Genomic DNA, 17235 nt, shown 5'->3' on the forward strand with positions numbered 1-17235 from the left:
CCTCATGGACTTTAATGATTTACTCAATTTGATGATTCAACAAAATGCATCGGACTTATTTGTGACTGCCGATGTAGAACCATCAATGAAAATAAACGGGCAGATTGTGCCCGTTGCTAAAACCAAATTATCAGGTGAAATTGTTGGTCAATTAGTCAATTCAATTATGAGTGACAAGCAGCGTAAAGAGTTTGCTGACACTCGTGAATGTAACTTTGCAATTACCAACCGTGAAAAAACAGCTCGATTCCGTGTCAGCGCTTTTCAACAACGTGATATGCCAGGCATGATCTTGCGTAAAATTGAAACGCATATTCCGACGATGGATGATCTTAAGTTACCCGAAGTTCTGAAAGAACTTGCAATGACTAAGCGCGGAATTATTATTTTCGTAGGTGCTACGGGTACCGGTAAATCAACGTCATTGGCTTCAATGATCGGTTTCCGTAACCATAACTCGAAAGGTCATATCATTACGATTGAAGACCCAATTGAATTTGTACATCAACATGCAGGTTGTATCGTTACTCAGCGTGAAGTCGGGATTGATACTGACTCATTCGAAATTGCGTTAAAAAATACATTACGTCAAGCGCCTGACGTAATCTTGATTGGTGAGATTCGTTCACGTGAAACCATGGACTATGCCATTGCATTCGCAGAAACTGGTCACTTGGTTTTAGCTACACTGCATGCAAATAACGCAAACCAAGCACTTGATCGTATTATTCATTTCTTTGAAGCCGACCGCCATAGTCAGCTCTACATGGATTTATCATTAAATTTAAGAGCAATGGTCGCCCAACAGCTTATCCCTACCCCAGATGGCAATTCACGCCGTGCGGCGATTGAAATTCTAATTAATACACCTTTATTGGCTGATTACATCCGTAAAGGTGAAGTACATGAAATTAAAGATCTGATGAAGCGTTCTCGTGAATTAGGAATGCAGACCTTTGACCAAGCTTTATTTGATTTATATAAAGCAGGCGAAATTACATATAAAGATGCGTTGAAGCATGCTGACTCGCCAAATGACCTTCGTCTCACGATCAAACTTTCAGAAGAAGGGTCTGATCAATTATTGAATGCCAGCAAAAATATTACCTTTGATGGTCAATAGTTAAATTAAGCCTATAAAAAAGGAAGGTTTTTTGTAACCTTCCTTTTTTATTTGTTCAGTTTTAGTGAACTTTAAACATCAACTAAAATGACATTTATTTCTTACGATAAGTTTCTTTACATTCTGGGTTATTGCAATAACCATATAAATTTAAAGAGTGCCCCGTTAAAGTAAAACCATGCTGTTCAGCAACAGTATGCTGTTCTTTCTCGATAGTATCGTTAGTAAATTCAATAACTTTATTACAGTTCAAACATACCAAATGATCATGATGATCTTCTTGCATGATCTCAAAAACTGAATGATTATTCTCAAAATGATGACGTTGAATAATACCAGCAGCTTCAAATTGTGTTAATACACGGTAAACTGTCGCTAAGCCAACATCTTCACCTTGCTCAAGCAAAGTTTTATAAATATCTTCAGCACTTAAATGATGTTGTTTTGAATTTTCTAATAATTCCAAAATCTTAATACGAGGAAGGGTTACTTTAAGTCCAGCTTTGCGTAAGTCTTGATTGGAAATAGGCATGAAAAAAGGTCTCTCAACAAATCTTAAGTTGGAATAGGCAATAGAGTTTAGATGCAGTATGATCTATCCTTGAACCAAATGCATCATCATTTATCAGGATAGTGTAGCAAAATGCAAAAAATCATGCTGGCGTTATTCGTCACTTCAGTACTAAGCGGTTGTTCAGTCTTTGGTGTTTATAAAGTCGATATTCCACAGGGAACACCATTAACAAAAGCACAAGCATCTCAAGTACAAGTAGGCATGAGCTTTCAACAAGTCCGTTTCTTGCTGGGTAGTCCAACAGTAACAGATCCACTAAATCCACAACGTTGGGACTACATCTACAACTATATTCCTGGTACTTATGCTAAAAAAGCAAAAATTCCAGCGGCACATGGGCAGCATTTAAAAGTTTATTTTGATGCAAATGGTATCGTGGAGCGAGTTGAAGGTTTAGAAACTATTCCAGACTCTCAGCCAGGTTTACCAGCATCAAAAGAAGCGATTTTAACTGCGCCACCACTATAGTCAGTTTAAAATAAAAAGAAACCCCTCATCGAATCAATCGTGAGGGGTTTTATTTATGAACTTGATGACCTAAACCGATTACCTTTTACAAATCGACCAACAGGATTTTTCGCAGCTCGTTTACGACGAATATCCTTGGGATTAATCGTGAGTGCGCGATAAATTTCAACACGATCGCCTACTTCTATCGGTGTATCAGCTTCAATTTTGGTGCCAAATACACCTATATGTAAAACCTCTGGCAAACTGACCTGATCAGCTAAGCCACTGGCATCAATGGCTTGTTGCGCTGTCATACCTTCATTAAAGCGAACCGCGATATGAAATTGCTGCTCAGGTGATGCATAAGCCACCCAAACCTGTTGAGCCTGTTCCATTACAACACTTGCCCAATCACAGCAATAATGGCGACTATAATAGACAAAGGCAGTACTAAGCGTACAGCAATACGCCATAGATTATAAAATAGCTCATTACTAAAACCCATCGCTTTACGAAGGTGGCTAATTTTCATAATCCAACCAGCAAACAATGCATAAATTAGGCAAATCACGAGTCCCCACACCATTAGTAAGGTATTAAAGATTTGTTCAACTTGCGGCACAATCCATACAGCAACAGCAGCAAATAAAATTAACCATTGAATGACAACTGCAAGCTGTCGTTGCGCCAATTGTTCTTTAGCAAACTGAATTAATAGTGCAGCCGACATGATTGCTGCAAAAATCCAAGCAAACGCTGGAAGCTGTGCTTGAATAGAAAAGAATCCAAAAGCAATGACTGCAAGTAATTGCGCAATCCAAATCGGTAAAGCAGTCGCAGTTGCTGAATTTTGAGTTTTAATCGTAGCTAAACTGCTCTGCCAATATAGACCTAAGCCTAGACCACTTGCCACTAAAGCAAGAACAGTCGCATTGCCCCACTCTTTAAACTCAATGCCTGTCCAGTGCCAAGATTGTAATTGAGTTCCCATTACATTCGCGAAAATGAACGCAGCAACCACACCTAAAGTTGTTAAAGCAATTAAGAATGTACGAGGAATAAAAGACAAACCTAATGCAATAACAGCACATATAGCGAATAAAACTTGCTGAGAAATCTCTAATCTAAGTTGCTCTTCGAGAACACCAGTAGCTGTAGCTAACACGCTCCCTGCAAAGAATGGCACAAAAACAACTGCTAACCATCCTACAGCACGCCATTTTGATGAAGCATCAGCATCGCGAGTTAATGAAGAAAGTGCCTGCAATGGTGTAGTCTGAGAGCGTTTAGCAAGCGCAATTTCAAGATAAGCAATCGGTAATGCTAATAAAAGCATTGTTCCTAGCCACAGTAGCCAAAAATCGAATTGACGATCAATTTGAATTCCAACGGTCGGTGCCAATGTGGTAATCATGACAAAAGATAAGCAAAACGCCATCACTGGAGCCAGCCAGCGTGATAGTGTTGTGTCCTGCATAATGCATTCCTTGAAAAATCTTTGAACTCATTGCGCTTTATGGTGTTTGCAATGAAATATTCAATCTATTTTGCCCTTCTCAGGCTTGAAAATCAAAACAAAAGATACGGAAAGAAAAAAAGCAAACCATCTTTAGATGATTTGCTGCGCACTCGTTGTTATATTATTAAGTAGCCCTCTTATTTTCACTCATATTTACCTTATTATTTTTATTAAATAAGAGGGCTTTTTTTATTATCTTGATATTATGAGAAAAATCTAGAAAACCAATTTTTCCCTTTTTTCTTTTCATTTTCCTTAATAATACCAATCATATTTTCTTTCACAGCACCCACATAATCAGCATCATCATGACGAATATGGTTGATCAACCATTTTGACAGTGCTTCATGTAACTCTTTATCTATTTCATGACCCAGTTCAAATCGTTCCCGATATGTCTCTATCTTTTTGATAAATAAGTCATGTACTCGCTTATGAGGAACTCGATATTTATAGTTCGCTTCTTCTTGTAAGCTTTCCTCAAAAGTAAAATGTGACTGTGTATAATCAATAATATTATCTAAAACATCTTTCATTTTCACACGATCATTGACATGCTTTAAATCAGCGATTTCATTAATATAATCTAGAATACGTCGATGCTGATCATCGATAACCTCTATTCCTGTATTATATTCGACAGACCATTTCATACTCATATCGAACCCCAAACCGAACTTGATTTATTGAATAAACACATAATATCGACAAAACAAACAAATAAAAACACAGCATTTTTGTCAGATTTTAATTTTTTTAATAAAAATAGAATAAACGCTTGTTTTATATTTATTTTAATAATTTAACCAATCAAAATACTCAAGTATTTTTTAACCAGTGAGAAAAAATATCTCTTTAATTTTATTGAAATATAGAAAAAATAGTTAACTTAAACATTACAATCAAGTACAGATTTAATAATATTTAAATTAAAGATTCATTAATATTGATCAGCTTTCGTAATCCGTTTTAATTCAGGATTTTCTTTTTCTCGAATAAGTCGTTCAACTCGAGTTAATGCATGCTTAATAGGTCGCCCATCTTGGAATAAAATCATTTCACCAGCTTGATAAGCCGCCCAATTTTCATTGTGAGTCAATGGTTCAGTTGTGATCACCGCCACACGATCTTCTGGCGTTGTAACCTCACTAAAATCAACTTCTACATCTAAATCAATTAGGTGTGCATTCTGAAAAGGATATTCCCGTACTAACCAATGTAATTTAGTGGTCGCGTAGCTAAAAAGTGCTTTCCCGTTTGATAAACAGAAATTAAAAGTACCATGCTCGGCAATTTCAGGAGAAATCTTCTCTAAAAGTGAAAAAACCTTTTCAATACACGGCTCGGTATAGCCAAATTCTTCAACCATTTGATCGAGCAAATAACAAAAAGCACGTTCACTATCCGTATTACCCACAGGTTCAAATCGCCCACTCAACCTCGGATTAAAATTATGCAAATCACCATTGTGGGCAAATATCCAATGTCTACCCCATAATTCTCGTAAAAATGGATGTGAATTTTCGAGAGTAATTTTACCCTGAGTTGCTTTACGAATATGCGCAATTACATTTCGAGATTTAATTGGATAATTTCGAACTAAATCGGCAATTGGAGATTCTACTGCGGATTGATTATCAACAAATAAACGACAAGCTTTGTCTTCAAAGAATGCGATGCCAAAGCCATCACAATGATCAGACGTAACACCAGCTCGTTGGGAAAAACCACGAAACGAAAAAGTAATATCTGTTGGTGTAGCGCAATTCATTCCTAATAGTTGGCACATATCTTTTTAACTTGCTGACATCTTTGCCTATTGTGCATGAGGTTCAGACTGCTTGTAAATCTGAATATGTGCTCACTATTGGATTAAGAATGATAAATCACTACCTTTGTGCCATTTTATTGAAAACAAAAGATGTCGCAATTTTATTCACTTCCAAGAAAACAAAATAATCTAAACATTTAAATTCTTCATCATAAAATGCTTGTTTTGATAACTTAGACTGCATACCTAGATAGGTTTTGAAAAGCTTTGGCATGCGCTCATCTTGAGGAAAACTATAATCAGGACGTTCAGGTTCAAAAGCACGTTTAGAGCGAATATCGATAGTGTGTTGATCTGATAATTGTTGTATTTGACGGTGTGTATAATATGTACGCGCCAAGTTATCTTCTAAATGAATACTGACACAGCCCATCAAATATTTAGCGCGCATTGACCAAAGTACCTTTGGCGCTAGATTTAACCATAACATCGATAAAGCTTTACCAGAGCGGAATTTTGGATGTACACAAGTACGGCCTATTTCTAAAATACTTGGCAAATGTGACAGGCTTGGAACAACTTCAAACTCTTTAGCGCTATAACTTTGTCCAATTTCATGACCTTGAAATAACTTTAATCGTGTATAGGCAACGATTTCACCCGTCCATTTCTCACGTAAAACTGCATGTTCACAACCAAAATCATAGAGATCTTGATCAAGCCCATCTTCAAACGTCATGCCAAATTGATGAGAAAATTGATTTGCTCTAAATCTTTGTACTTCTTGTAATTCTTTTAAATTGTCTACCCATTCAAAACGAAATTGATTTTGCGTAGGCTTTGTACGTAAAGGTGACGTCAACAATGTGTGACGATAATGATTTAATTTTTCTAGCATAATGAAAGCTCCTTATGTCTAGAGTTACCTTAAATCGATTAAATGACATTGAAATGACTGTAACATGAACAGATCATGACGAAAAAAAAGACCTACATGAGGTCTTTTTTAAATCTTAGAATTTTAATGCTTAGCGCGATTGGTAATTAAAGTACCTACACCATGATCGGTGAAAATTTCCAATAAAGTTGCATGTGGTACGCGACCATCGACGATATGCGCACTGATCACACCACCTTTGACTGCATCCAACGCACAACCCACTTTAGGAATCATGCCACCATAAATCACACCTGTTTCAATCAAGCGATCAACTTCTTGCGTACTTAATCCAGTCAGTAAATTTTTATTTTCGTCTAATACGCCTGTAATATTCGTCAATAAGATGAGCTTCTCAGCACCCAATGCTTCAGCGACTTTACCAGCAACGAGATCTGCATTGATATTATAAGTATTGCCTTCTTCATCAACACCTAAAGGCGCAATCACTGGAATAAAATCACCTTGCGTAAACATTTCTAGAACGTCTGTTTTAACGCCAGTGACTTCACCGACCATACCCAAATCAATTTGAGAAATTGAGCCATCAGCTTCCTGTTTTTCCATGAGTAATTTACGCGCACGCAATAAATTACCATCCTTCCCTGTTAAACCAATCGCACGACCACCATGTTGATTGATTAGATTTACAATCGATTTATTTACACTACCACCTAAAACCATTTCAACCACTTCCATGGTTGCTTGATCAGTGACTCGCATGCCATCAATACGATCTGATTCTTGTCCTAGGCGTTTTAGTAATGAATCAACTTGTGGCCCACCGCCATGCACTACAATTGGATTTAATCCCACAGTTTTTAATAAAACGATGTCTCGAGCAAATGAACTTTCTAACTCAGGATCAGTCATTGCATTACCACCATATTTTACAACCAACGTCTTACCTGCAAAACGTTGGATATACGGCAAAGCTTCAATCAAAATTTTTGCTTTATCAATGCCGATATGCTCATGTGGCATATGCTTCTCCTTACTAAGCTTGTGCGAGTTCTAATGCAATTTTAGGATATTGATCCTGCAACATAGAAACAAAATTTTGGCGAATTTCATCTAAACGATTGAGGTTATCCGCATCAAAACGAAATGTGAAGTATTCACCCGTATTGGATGCTCGAATAATGCCAAAACCATCATCAAAATCAAGTCTTACACCATCTATTTTACTAATACGAGCACCTAAATGTTGGCTCAAGATTTCAATATCAAGCAAAACCTGTTTCGGGTTGACAGTATGCGTACTAATATAAGTGTCTTCTGTACAATATCGTTCAGGATAAATTTCTAATAATTGGGATAAACATTTTACGTTTGATTGAGTTAAATATTCCATCACACGTAATGCGGCATACAAACCGTCGTCATATCCAAATCCACGACCATCATTAAATACATAATGACCAGCATATTCACCACCAAACACAGCTTCACCATGCGACTGTGATAAATAAGCCCGTAAAAAACTGCTGCCCGTACGAATCATCTTGGCTTGACCATTCAAATGCTGAACAGTATCTTCGACCATTTTTGAGCATTTCACATCAAAAACGATTTGCTTATGAGGATGTTGCTTTAAACATATTTCAGCAAATAATGAAATTAAGCGATCTGGGCTAATGATATGTGCATGTTCATCAATAAGTACCACTCGATCACCATCACCATCTAAAGCAATGCCTAGATCCGCTCGTTCAGAAATGATTGAAGCTTGTAATTGTGTTAAATGCTCAGCATGAGACGGATCTGGAGCATGATCAGGAAAATGTCCATTTGCTTCACAGCGAATAGCGATCACTTCACAACCTAGCTTCTCAAGGACCAATTTCGCACAACGTCCAGCCGAACCATGTAATCCATCTAACACAACTTTTAATGGTCTAGATAATCGAATATCACTGATTATCGATTGTTGATACTGCAAGCAATATTGAGGAACTATTTTATGTGACTGCTCTAAATTAAAATTAGGTAGAATATGCCCGATAGAACTTTCAGCTAATAATCCAATCTTTTGTATCACTTCGGGACTTGGAGGCTCTCCATTTAAAATCCACTTAATACCATTATCAGATTTAGGATTATGGCTTGCTGTTATCATAATGCCATTGCCGTCAAAATCACGCGCAATGTAATACATCATTGGCGAAGAACAACAGCCAATATTGGTTACTTCAAAACCCTGTTGTTGAAATATATGTTGAATAATTGCTGCATAATAAGGGCTGGTTAAACGAGCATCATAACCCATAATAATGCGATTCTGCTGAGCATCTTTATATTGCGCAACTAAAGCGTACGCGATTGAATGAATCACATCTGGTGTTAAATTGCTCAGTTGTCCACGGATATCATAAGCACGAAAAATATTCAGAGGAAATGTATGCTTTATATTCACAGCTAGCCCCTATTTTTTATAATTGAAATGCTAATCCAAAAAATAAAATACTATTAAGAAATTAAGTAACCCTTGTTCAGAAAAATTAAAATAATTCATCTGCTGCTTTTTAATATAAATTAATGAAACAATCAATATGAAAAATGCAATGCTTTTCAGCAAAACATTGCATTTAAAGTGATAACTACAGCAAATTATTGTTGACCAGTATGACCAAAACCACCAGCTCCACGCTCAGTGGCAACAAATTCGTTCACTTGTTCAAACTGTGCTTGTACAACAGGTACTAGTACATATTGCGCTAAACGCTCGCCTGGTTCCAAGCGGAATGTATTCTGTCCACGGTTCCATACGGACACCATTAACTCACCTTGGTAATCTGAATCGATTAATCCAACCAAGTTGCCTAATACAATACCGTGTTTATGACCTAAACCAGAACGCGGTAAAATTAAACCTGCAAAATTTGGATCTTCGATATAGATCGCTAAACCAGTTTTGACTAATACAGTCTCACCCGCTGCAATTTCAATTGCCTCATCTAAACATGCACGTAAATCTAAACCTGCCGAGCCAGTGGTCGCATAAGTAGGCAAATCCCACTCCTGACCTAAACGTGCATCTAATACTTTTACTTGGACTTTCATTACAACTTCCTACTTACTATTTCTTAACGTTTCAATAATGCTTTTAAATTTGCAAGATACTGTTGAGCCTGTTCTTTAGGATCAACATTTGGTGCCAGTTTCTTTTTACGACCATGCCACTCTAAATCATCTTGCGGTAATTCATCTAAAAAGCGACTTGGTGTCATTTGACGCATTTGACCGCCATTCTTACGTTGCTCAGCAAGCGTCAAGGTTAAACCTTGGCGAGCACGCGTAATGCCTACATACATCAAACGGCGTTCTTCTTCGATGGTTTCTGAGGCAATCGAGTTCTTATGTGGTAATAGCTCTTCTTCTAAGCCAATCATATACACATAAGGAAATTCCAAGCCCTTTGCCGCATGTAGCGTTAATAGATTGACTTTATCGGTATCTTCTTCTTCTTGCTGTTGCTCCAACATATCTAGCAAAACCAGTTTACGAATTACACTTTCAATATTTTTTTCATCGACATCATCTGTACGATTAATCAAGTTTTGAATACTTGTGTACAGACTTTCAATATTATCGATTTTGGTTTTTTCTTGTGCAGGTGTTGCAGCTTGTTCACGAACATAATCTATATAGCCTGCCTCATTGATCATTTGGCGGACTTTAGGTACAGGCTCATCATCATCTAACAATTCACGGGTAAATGTTGCAATAAAGTCAGCAAACTCATGTAATTGCGTCGCAGCTTTCTTAGGTAATACCATCGATAAGCGTTGATCTGAAGAAGCTGTAAGTAATGACAAGGTATTTTCTTGTGCAAATAAACCCAGTTTTTCTAATGTCACAGGTCCAATCGCACGTTTTGGTGTATTGATAATACGTAAGAAAGCACTGTCATCTTCTGGGTTAATAATGAGGCGTAAATAGCTCATTACATCTTTAATCTCAGATCTCGCAAAGAACGATTGCCCACCTGATAATTTATATGGGATTTGCATTTGACGCAGTTGTGTTTCTAATACCCGTGCTTGGAAATTACCACGATACAAAATCGCATAGTCTTTCCAATTTTTACCATTCATCAATTTATGCGTGATCAGATCTTTAACCACACGTTCCGCTTCATCATCATCATTCAAACATGTGATCACACGGATATTTTCGCCATGCCCTTTATCACTCCACAATTTTTTATCAAAAATATGCGGATTGTTTTCAATCACAGCATTTGCTGCTTTTAGAATACGACTGGTTGAACGATAGTTCTGTTCAAGCTTAATCACTTTTAAATTATGAAAGTCCTCTTTAAGCAAAGCCATATTCTCAGGTTTTGCACCACGCCACGCATAAATCGATTGGTCATCATCACCTACTGCGGTGAACTGCCCCATCACTCCCACGAGGAGTTTAACGAGCGTATATTGGGCAGTATTGGTATCTTGATATTCATCTACCAATAAATAACGGACACGATTTTGCCATTTATCTCGGACTTCAGCATTTTCTTGAAGTAAGCGAGTCGGCATTACAATCAAATCATCGAAATCAACGGCATTATAAGCGCGTAAATTACGTTCATAGAGTTGATATAAATGAGCCAATTGAACATCATCAACCGTTTCACAAGTCGAATGTGCTTGCTCAGGTAAAACGAGATCATTTTTCCAATCAGAAATTTTCTTCATCGCTTTTGCGATAAGTTCTTTACTCTCAGCACCTGATAAATTATCACGTTGCATTAAATCCATCAGGATGCGTTTGCAATCATCGGCATCTAAAATTGAAAAGTTGGCTTTTAGCGGAAGATTTTTTAATTCTAAACGTAATAAATTCAGACCAAAGGTATGGAACGTCGAAACAGAAAGACCTTTAGCTTCTTCACGAGACAATAATTTACCTACACGTTCTTTCATCTCACGTGCTGCTTTATTGGTAAACGTCATTGCAGTAATACGATGAGCTGGGATTCCACATTGCTGAACTAAAAAAGCAACCTTGCGTGTAATCACTGAAGTTTTACCTGAACCTGCACCTGCAAGCACCAACAATGGTCCTTGAACATACTTCATGGCTTCTTGTTGCTTGTCATTAAGTTGACTGGCAGATGACATCGTCGTAATACCTCTCACGTTTCCGAGCATGATTATAGACATCTCAGTTTCATAATCCCAATAGTAAATCTTAGGATATGTATAAATTATGATGTCTTAATTTAAATTGTACGCCATAGCTTGTCGCAACAATTTACATGCAATAAAAAAACCACCCGAAGGTGGTTTTTTAGAAATCAGTAATAATTACTGTTTAGCATAAATGCTGATTTCAACACGACGGTTTTGTTCTTTACCAGCCGCAGTTGCATTTGAAGCGATTGGGTTTGAAGAACCTAAACCTTGTGCATCAATACGGTTGCCAGAAACACCTTGGCTAGCCAAGTAGTTTTTAACTGATTGTGCACGCGCTTGAGATAACGGAAGGTTGATCGTGTCATTACCTGTGTTATCAGTATAACCAGTAACTAAAATCGCACTCTTATTATCTTCCGCTAATGTCTGAGCTACTTTATTCAAAGTACCGTAGAAATTAGGTTTAATATTTGATTTGTTCGTATCAAATGTGATGCTACCTGGCATGATTAATTGAACCGAACCATCTGGATTACGACCAACTTCTACACCTGTACCAGCCATTTGTGCGCGTAATTTTTTCTCTTTATTGTCAAGGTACAAACCACCACCAGCACCTAAAATCGCACCAATTGCAGCTGCACGGTTATTTTGTGAAGATGAGTTAGCATTACCTTTAGAGATACCGTAACCTGCCGCAGCACCAATTAATGCGCCTAAAGCAGATTTGTCGTATTCCACGCCGCCGATATTATTACCTGTAGTTTGGCAACCTGAAAGTACTAATCCTGCCCCTACGAGTGTTGAAATTACTAATGCACGCATTGCGTAGCTCCTGTCTATGTATTTTGTTGTCTGCACAAATAATGAATGAGAAAATTAAGCTAGACCATTGATTTTTTGTTAATAATAAACAGTTTATTTATCTTTTTGTAATATTTTGATGCATTTTACTTGTATGAATCATCACATTTTCTTCATTGTTGATATTCTTTGCACTTTATAAATATAAACTGAAATTTATCACATTTTATTTTTATATTTTTTAATTTCTATGCTTTGGATGAAAAATCAGCAAAACTCTAAAAAATGTATCTAAAATTGCTGATATATATAAATAATGTGAACATCCTTAATTATACAGTTGTATTTCAATATCTGTTGTTTATAGTTGGGATACTTTTTTCTAATATCTGCATCCAAGGTTCGATATATGTCTACCGCAAATAAAAAAGCATCCTTATTGCAAAAAGTCAGTAAAGGTCTCACCGTTGGTTCTGTCATTACTGGAAGTACTTTTTTCCATGGTCCACCAGTACTTGCACTGGGATTTACCAAATTTTTTAAAAAATCAAAAAAAGTAGATGAAACCAATATTCAATTGGCGAATAGCTGGATTGGCATCAATAATCAACTGATAGAAAAAGTGCTTCCTAATCTAAAATGGGATATCAGCATTGATGAACAACTTGATCTAAATTTACAAGGTCGCTATTTGATGATGTGTAATCATCAAAGCTGGGTGGATACAACTGTTAATCAGTATTTTGGTTTAACCCGCATGCCACTTACCCGTTTCTTTACCAAGTGGGAACTAATTTTTATACCATTTGTAGGTCAGGCGTTTAAAATTTTGGGTTTTCCAATGATGAAACGCCATACCAAAGAACAAATTGCTAAAAATCCAGAGTTAAAGTCACGAGATATGCTCGAAGCTCGAAAATCTTGTGAGCAATTACTCAGTCAACCTTTTACCTTATTAAATTATTTAGAAGGTACTCGGTTTACTCCAGAAAAACATGCTCAACAACAATCACCTTATAAAAACCTTTTGAAGCCTAAAGCTGGGGGTCTAGCCCTAGCTTTAAATATTCTAGGCGATAAAATTGATGCTCTAGTGGATATGACTATTGTTTATCCTGAGGGTGCTCCTGACTATGGGGACTTCTGGTTAGGTGACGTTTCACAAATTGCAGTCGATTTGCGTAAAATTGATATTCCAGACTGGGTACTCGGTGGTGAGTATGAAGACGACCCAATTTATCGTGAGCGCTTTCAAAAATGGGTCGATCAGATTTGGACTGAAAAAGACCAATTGATTACGCAAATGAAATCTAAATATAATCAATAATCTCATAAGGGATTGAGTAAAAATGACTCAGCAGGACTCTGAACAACACGCTAAACATCATCAAATGGATCCGAACAGTAAGTTCTTCAAGCTGTTCCTCATTTACGATATTTTCATGGTGTTTATTATTGTTTTCAATTTGTTCTGCTTAGGCATGAACTTTTTTCTGATGAGTAATATCGGTCAGTGGTTTTTCGACACCATTCAACTTCCAATGGTGCTCGAATTCTACCGTACTCATTTACATCCGTGGGTCATTATTACTGAAGCTTGGTTTATTATTTTTTTGATTGTTGAGCTTTTTGTGCGTTGGGGCATCTCTATCGCGAATAAACACCATACACGCTGGTGGTTTTTCCCATTTATTCATTGGTATGAAATACTCGCGATTATTCCTCATTTACGTTTCTTACGTTTATTCCGTGCAGGTGTGATTGCCTATCGACTTTATGAGTTGGGTTATAAAGTAGTACCCGATAATATTCGACTGAAAGCCCTGTTTTATTATCGCGTAGTCATGGAAGAACTATCGGATCGTGTTGTAATTAGTGTGATTGATGGCGTTCGACAAGAGCTAGAAACCAGCTCAAGTCATAAAAAAATTATTCATGATTTAGTTGATCATCATCGTCAATTATTTACTGTTACGCTTTCATCTTTATTGCAAGAATCTTTAGCACGAACATTACAACAACAACAGCCTTTCATTACGCAAAAAGTAGGCGTGATTGTTAATCAAGCGATTGAAGACACCCCTGAACTGACCCAATTACTGCGTCTGATTCCGATTGTGGGCGGACGAATCGAACAACAAATTCAAAGTATTGGCCAACGCTTAGGTGAAAATATTAGTGCAGGTTTAATTGAACCATTTACAGAAGGTTCACCAAATGCTCCAAATCAGAACTATCAATTGATTGCTGAAAAAGTCAGTGAGATTAATATTGATAATAAATATTTGGAAGAACTGGTTGAATCTGTGGTATTTGAAAGCCTTGAAGCGATCCGAAAACAAGTAAAAGTAAAACAATGGCAGCAAACGTTGCAAGAATATGATCAATTGGATAAAAAAGCAGAATGATTACAAGAAAATTTAACAATCGAGCTAGAGAATTCCTGTAATTTGTTCTAGCATTTGCTTTTATTTACATCATGCTTTACACAATAGAGCGCTTAAAAAGCCCTGAAGGATAAATTATGGCTGATATACGGATTACGGGCAGAATGGTTAATTTTAGTCGACTCACATTCGACACAAATGACCATAATGCAATCCGACAGCAACTGACTAATACACTCAATGAGGGTTCTTATTTAGGAACTCTGGTCATTTTAGATAGTACCGTTGAACAAGAACTGATTGCATTAATTCAATTATTAATAGACCTTGGCTTACAACCTATGGCTGTAATTGATGGTCTTTTGGGTGATGAGGCACGAGCAATTCAATTTCCAGTTCTTCCTGCTGACCAGCCATTACAAAGAATTAAAGCATCGAAAGAGCAAGTTGTAGAGCATCCTGTAGAAAAAGCAGCGACTGATCCTGCAATAGAAACACCACAAAAAAATACATCTACCAAGCATATCACCTCTTATCATGATGAAATTTTGCGAACTGGACAATGTTTAGTGCAAGATCAAGGCGACATTATTTTAAATGCTGGCATGAATAGTGGATCTGAAGTGATTGCATCAGGAAATATTCACATCTATGGCAATGCTCGTGGTAGAGTCATTGCTGGTGCGGGTGGACATAGTTCAGCACGAATTTTTTGTAACTCATTAGAAGCAGAGCTAGTCTCTATTGCAGGGACATATTGTGTAGCAGATGATATTCCTAAAGATATGATCAAAAAACCTGTACATATTTATTTAAATAACAAGCAAGAACTTGAATTTGAAGCCTTGCAGTTTTAATTTAGCTCATTAAACACCAAAAAAGCCCTTTTAGGGGCGTATGACCATAAATAGGAGTGGATTCGGTGGCCAAAATTGTTGTCGTAACGTCAGGCAAAGGTGGTGTAGGTAAAACTACAACAAGCGCATCTTTTGCAACAGGCTTAGCCCTGCGTGGTCATAAAACTGTTGTGATTGATTTCGATGTAGGTTTACGTAATCTTGATTTGATCATGGGCTGTGAACGCCGTGTAGTTTATGACTTTGTAAATGTCATCAATAACGAAGCTCGCCTACAACAAGCGCTCATCCGCGATAAAGAAATCGAAAACTTATACATCTTACCTGCATCTCAAACGCGTGATAAAGATGCATTGAGTGATGAAGGTGTTGCGCGTGTGATCGATGAGCTTGCACAAGAGTTCGATTACATCATTTGTGATTCACCCGCTGGTATTGAGCGTGGCGCGATCTTAGCAATGTATCATGCAGATGAAGCAATCATTGTGACAAACCCAGAGATTTCTTCAGTACGTGACTCAGACCGTATTATTGGTATGCTTGATAGTAAGACTAAAAAAGTTGAGCAGAATGAAGGTCGTATCCGTAAACATTTATGTATCACACGCTTCAATCCTGAACGTGCTGATAAGCAAGAAATGTTGACGATTGATGATATTTCAAAAGATATTTTACGTGTGCCGACATTAGGCGTAATTCCTGAGTGCCCAAGTGTTTTACAAGCGTCAAACGAAGGTAAGCCTGTTATTCTTTATGAAGAAACAAAAGCAGGTCAAGCTTATGATGACTTAGTTGCTCGTTTCCTTGGCGAAGATCGTCCTTATCGACACATTGCAGTACAGCCAAAAGGTTGGTTAGCTAGACTATTTGGAGCGTAATTATGGCAGGATTCTGGAGTAAACTTTTTAGCAGTGATGAGAAACCATCAAGTGCACAAACTGCCAAAGATCGCTTAAAAGTTATTGTTGCATCTGAACAGGGTCTTGGTCGTCGTTTAAGCCAAGATAAAATTGATCAAATGAAAAAAGAGATCATGCAAGTGGTGAGTCGTTATGTTCGTGGTGTAGATGAACAGCACATCCAAATGCAGGTTCGTTCAGAAGCTAACATCGAAATGTTAGAAATGAATATCAATTTACCTGAAGATCGATAGAAGTTTTTCTATTAGCGATTTTTCGTAAATAAAGGCAAAATACCTTGCGACTGAACAAAGCGATGCTTTGTTAATTATTCAGTCTCGTATTTTGCCTTTATTATTTTAAGACTGAGGAGATTGTCATGGCATTATCACAGCCAGCAACTTTCAATGAAGAATGGTCAGATGAGCGTGTTTTTGCCTACCTCAACCAACTTCCACCAGCAGACGTGAATGCTGACTTTCATGTACTCTATCATGCATTCAAACATATGCGTCCTTTCGACTATGAACGCCTTCTGACTAAGTTTGTAGCGGATGGTCGTAACCTGAACGCAACGAATCCAGAAGGACAACGTATTCACGATGTGATTGCTCAATTTCCTCGTCAAAAAGATGGTTTCTTAGAAGTCTTAGCAAAATTTGCTTAATAAAAAGCCTGCACAATGTAGACTTTTATATAGATAAAAGATCATTAAAAATGATCTTCACAACTAGCATTCCAATCCGATGCTTACCTTAGTTAAATAAAAAAGC

Annotated in this window: 19 protein-coding genes; 8 read left to right on the top strand and 11 right to left on the bottom strand. The window is 37.2% G+C overall.

Annotated features, from left to right (window positions below; translation table 11 throughout):
• The first annotated feature begins 4 nt into the window (after nucleotides 1–4).
• On the top strand, nucleotides 5–1123 hold the full coding sequence (locus tag F933_RS00550; protein ID WP_005056464.1) for a PilT/PilU family type 4a pilus ATPase: 1119 nt from the start codon (nucleotides 5–7) through the stop codon (nucleotides 1121–1123).
• 94 nt (nucleotides 1124–1217) lie between these two features.
• Here F933_RS00550 and fur read toward each other — a convergent pair whose 3' ends face one another.
• Nucleotides 1218–1655 (bottom strand): ferric iron uptake transcriptional regulator, encoded by a 438-nt coding sequence (gene fur / locus F933_RS00555; protein WP_005056466.1) that lies wholly within the window; start codon nucleotides 1653–1655, stop codon nucleotides 1218–1220.
• Between the two features lie 111 nt (nucleotides 1656–1766).
• On the opposite strand from fur, the gene F933_RS00560 reads away from it, so the two are divergent.
• The gene (locus tag F933_RS00560) at nucleotides 1767–2165 is read left to right on the top strand and encodes an outer membrane protein assembly factor BamE (protein ID WP_005056468.1); all 399 of its coding nucleotides are present in this window, start codon (nucleotides 1767–1769) and stop codon (nucleotides 2163–2165) included.
• Between the two features lie 53 nt (nucleotides 2166–2218).
• Here F933_RS00560 and F933_RS00565 read toward each other — a convergent pair whose 3' ends face one another.
• The 10 genes from F933_RS00565 to F933_RS00610 form a co-directional block, all read right to left on the bottom strand.
• Complete coding sequence (locus tag F933_RS00565; RefSeq protein WP_005057438.1) at nucleotides 2219–2542, bottom strand: RnfH family protein; 324 nt, start codon at nucleotides 2540–2542, stop codon at nucleotides 2219–2221.
• Nucleotides 2542–3624, bottom strand: a complete 1083-nt coding sequence (locus F933_RS00570; RefSeq protein ID WP_005057441.1) for a hypothetical protein — start codon at nucleotides 3622–3624, stop codon at nucleotides 2542–2544. The genes F933_RS00565 and F933_RS00570 overlap by 1 nt, the downstream gene beginning before the upstream one ends.
• A gap of 245 nt (nucleotides 3625–3869) precedes the next feature.
• Nucleotides 3870–4325 carry a bacteriohemerythrin gene (locus F933_RS00575; protein ID WP_005057444.1) on the bottom strand — a complete coding sequence of 152 codons (456 nt, stop codon included), beginning with the start codon at nucleotides 4323–4325 and terminating at the stop codon, nucleotides 3870–3872.
• A gap of 281 nt (nucleotides 4326–4606) precedes the next feature.
• Nucleotides 4607–5455, bottom strand: a complete 849-nt coding sequence (locus F933_RS00580) for a class II glutamine amidotransferase (RefSeq protein ID WP_034710257.1) — start codon at nucleotides 5453–5455, stop codon at nucleotides 4607–4609.
• Between the two features lie 100 nt (nucleotides 5456–5555).
• On the bottom strand, nucleotides 5556–6335 hold the full coding sequence (locus F933_RS00585) for a GNAT family N-acetyltransferase (protein WP_005057448.1): 780 nt from the start codon (nucleotides 6333–6335) through the stop codon (nucleotides 5556–5558).
• A 123-nt stretch (nucleotides 6336–6458) separates the two neighbouring features.
• A complete protein-coding gene (gene argB, locus F933_RS00590) occupies nucleotides 6459–7358 on the bottom strand; it encodes an acetylglutamate kinase (protein ID WP_005056478.1) in 900 nt (299 codons plus the stop codon).
• Between the two features lie 13 nt (nucleotides 7359–7371).
• Complete coding sequence (locus F933_RS00595; protein ID WP_005057450.1) at nucleotides 7372–8790, bottom strand: phosphomannomutase/phosphoglucomutase; 1419 nt, start codon at nucleotides 8788–8790, stop codon at nucleotides 7372–7374.
• A 194-nt stretch (nucleotides 8791–8984) separates the two neighbouring features.
• Entirely contained in the window at nucleotides 8985–9437 is a 453-nt protein-coding gene (gene dut / locus F933_RS00600; RefSeq protein WP_005057452.1) for a dUTP diphosphatase, read from the bottom strand.
• Nucleotides 9438–9460: 23 nt separating this feature from the next.
• Nucleotides 9461–11500 carry a DNA helicase Rep gene (rep, locus tag F933_RS00605; protein WP_005056484.1) on the bottom strand — a complete coding sequence of 680 codons (2040 nt, stop codon included), beginning with the start codon at nucleotides 11498–11500 and terminating at the stop codon, nucleotides 9461–9463.
• A 186-nt stretch (nucleotides 11501–11686) separates the two neighbouring features.
• Complete coding sequence (locus tag F933_RS00610) at nucleotides 11687–12340, bottom strand: YiaD family glycine zipper/OmpA-like lipoprotein (protein ID WP_005056486.1); 654 nt, start codon at nucleotides 12338–12340, stop codon at nucleotides 11687–11689.
• 388 nt (nucleotides 12341–12728) lie between these two features.
• Between F933_RS00610 and F933_RS00615 the strand changes: the two genes are divergently transcribed.
• The 6 genes from F933_RS00615 to F933_RS00640 all read left to right on the top strand — a co-directional run bounded on the left by F933_RS00615 (nucleotide 12729) and on the right by F933_RS00640 (nucleotide 17129).
• On the top strand, nucleotides 12729–13646 hold the full coding sequence (locus F933_RS00615; protein ID WP_005057454.1) for an acyltransferase: 918 nt from the start codon (nucleotides 12729–12731) through the stop codon (nucleotides 13644–13646).
• 22 nt (nucleotides 13647–13668) lie between these two features.
• A complete protein-coding gene (locus F933_RS00620; protein ID WP_005057457.1) occupies nucleotides 13669–14727 on the top strand; it encodes a hypothetical protein in 1059 nt (352 codons plus the stop codon).
• Between the two features lie 116 nt (nucleotides 14728–14843).
• Nucleotides 14844–15563, top strand: a complete 720-nt coding sequence (minC, locus tag F933_RS00625) for a septum site-determining protein MinC (protein WP_005057460.1) — start codon at nucleotides 14844–14846, stop codon at nucleotides 15561–15563.
• Nucleotides 15564–15628: 65 nt separating this feature from the next.
• Nucleotides 15629–16441: a septum site-determining protein MinD gene (minD, locus tag F933_RS00630; RefSeq protein ID WP_005056494.1), complete on the top strand. Its 813-nt coding sequence runs from the start codon at nucleotides 15629–15631 to the stop codon at nucleotides 16439–16441.
• Between the two features lie 2 nt (nucleotides 16442–16443).
• A complete protein-coding gene (minE, locus tag F933_RS00635) occupies nucleotides 16444–16716 on the top strand; it encodes a cell division topological specificity factor MinE (RefSeq protein ID WP_004663449.1) in 273 nt (90 codons plus the stop codon).
• 125 nt (nucleotides 16717–16841) lie between these two features.
• Complete coding sequence (locus F933_RS00640; protein ID WP_005056496.1) at nucleotides 16842–17129, top strand: PA4642 family protein; 288 nt, start codon at nucleotides 16842–16844, stop codon at nucleotides 17127–17129.
• The last annotated feature ends 106 nt before the right edge of the window (nucleotides 17130–17235 follow it).

It is taken from the genome of Acinetobacter beijerinckii CIP 110307 (assembly GCF_000369005.1).
In the GTDB taxonomy this organism is placed as follows: Bacteria; Pseudomonadota; Gammaproteobacteria; order Pseudomonadales; family Moraxellaceae; genus Acinetobacter; species Acinetobacter beijerinckii.

Bases quoted from the DNA above. Each gene is read 5' to 3' on its own strand.
- F933_RS00550 (WP_005056464.1), top strand. From the start codon at position 5: ATGGACTTTAATGATTTACTCAATTTGATGATTCAACAAAATGCATCG.
- fur (WP_005056466.1), bottom strand. From the start codon at position 1,655: ATGCCTATTTCCAATCAAGACTTACGCAAAGCTGGACTTAAAGTAACC.
- F933_RS00560 (WP_005056468.1), top strand. From the start codon at position 1,767: ATGCAAAAAATCATGCTGGCGTTATTCGTCACTTCAGTACTAAGCGGT.
- F933_RS00565 (WP_005057438.1), bottom strand. From the start codon at position 2,542: ATGGAACAGGCTCAACAGGTTTGGGTGGCTTATGCATCACCTGAGCAG.
- F933_RS00570 (WP_005057441.1), bottom strand. From the start codon at position 3,624: ATGCAGGACACAACACTATCACGCTGGCTGGCTCCAGTGATGGCGTTT.
- F933_RS00575 (WP_005057444.1), bottom strand. From the start codon at position 4,325: ATGAGTATGAAATGGTCTGTCGAATATAATACAGGAATAGAGGTTATC.
- F933_RS00580 (WP_034710257.1), bottom strand. From the start codon at position 5,455: ATGTGCCAACTATTAGGAATGAATTGCGCTACACCAACAGATATTACT.
- F933_RS00585 (WP_005057448.1), bottom strand. From the start codon at position 6,335: ATGCTAGAAAAATTAAATCATTATCGTCACACATTGTTGACGTCACCT.
- argB (WP_005056478.1), bottom strand. From the start codon at position 7,358: ATGCCACATGAGCATATCGGCATTGATAAAGCAAAAATTTTGATTGAA.
- dut (WP_005057452.1), bottom strand. From the start codon at position 9,437: ATGAAAGTCCAAGTAAAAGTATTAGATGCACGTTTAGGTCAGGAGTGG.
- rep (WP_005056484.1), bottom strand. From the start codon at position 11,500: ATGTCATCTGCCAGTCAACTTAATGACAAGCAACAAGAAGCCATGAAG.
- F933_RS00610 (WP_005056486.1), bottom strand. From the start codon at position 12,340: ATGCGTGCATTAGTAATTTCAACACTCGTAGGGGCAGGATTAGTACTT.
- F933_RS00615 (WP_005057454.1), top strand. From the start codon at position 12,729: ATGTCTACCGCAAATAAAAAAGCATCCTTATTGCAAAAAGTCAGTAAA.
- F933_RS00620 (WP_005057457.1), top strand. From the start codon at position 13,669: ATGACTCAGCAGGACTCTGAACAACACGCTAAACATCATCAAATGGAT.
- minC (WP_005057460.1), top strand. From the start codon at position 14,844: ATGGCTGATATACGGATTACGGGCAGAATGGTTAATTTTAGTCGACTC.
- minE (WP_004663449.1), top strand. From the start codon at position 16,444: ATGGCAGGATTCTGGAGTAAACTTTTTAGCAGTGATGAGAAACCATCA.
- F933_RS00640 (WP_005056496.1), top strand. From the start codon at position 16,842: ATGGCATTATCACAGCCAGCAACTTTCAATGAAGAATGGTCAGATGAG.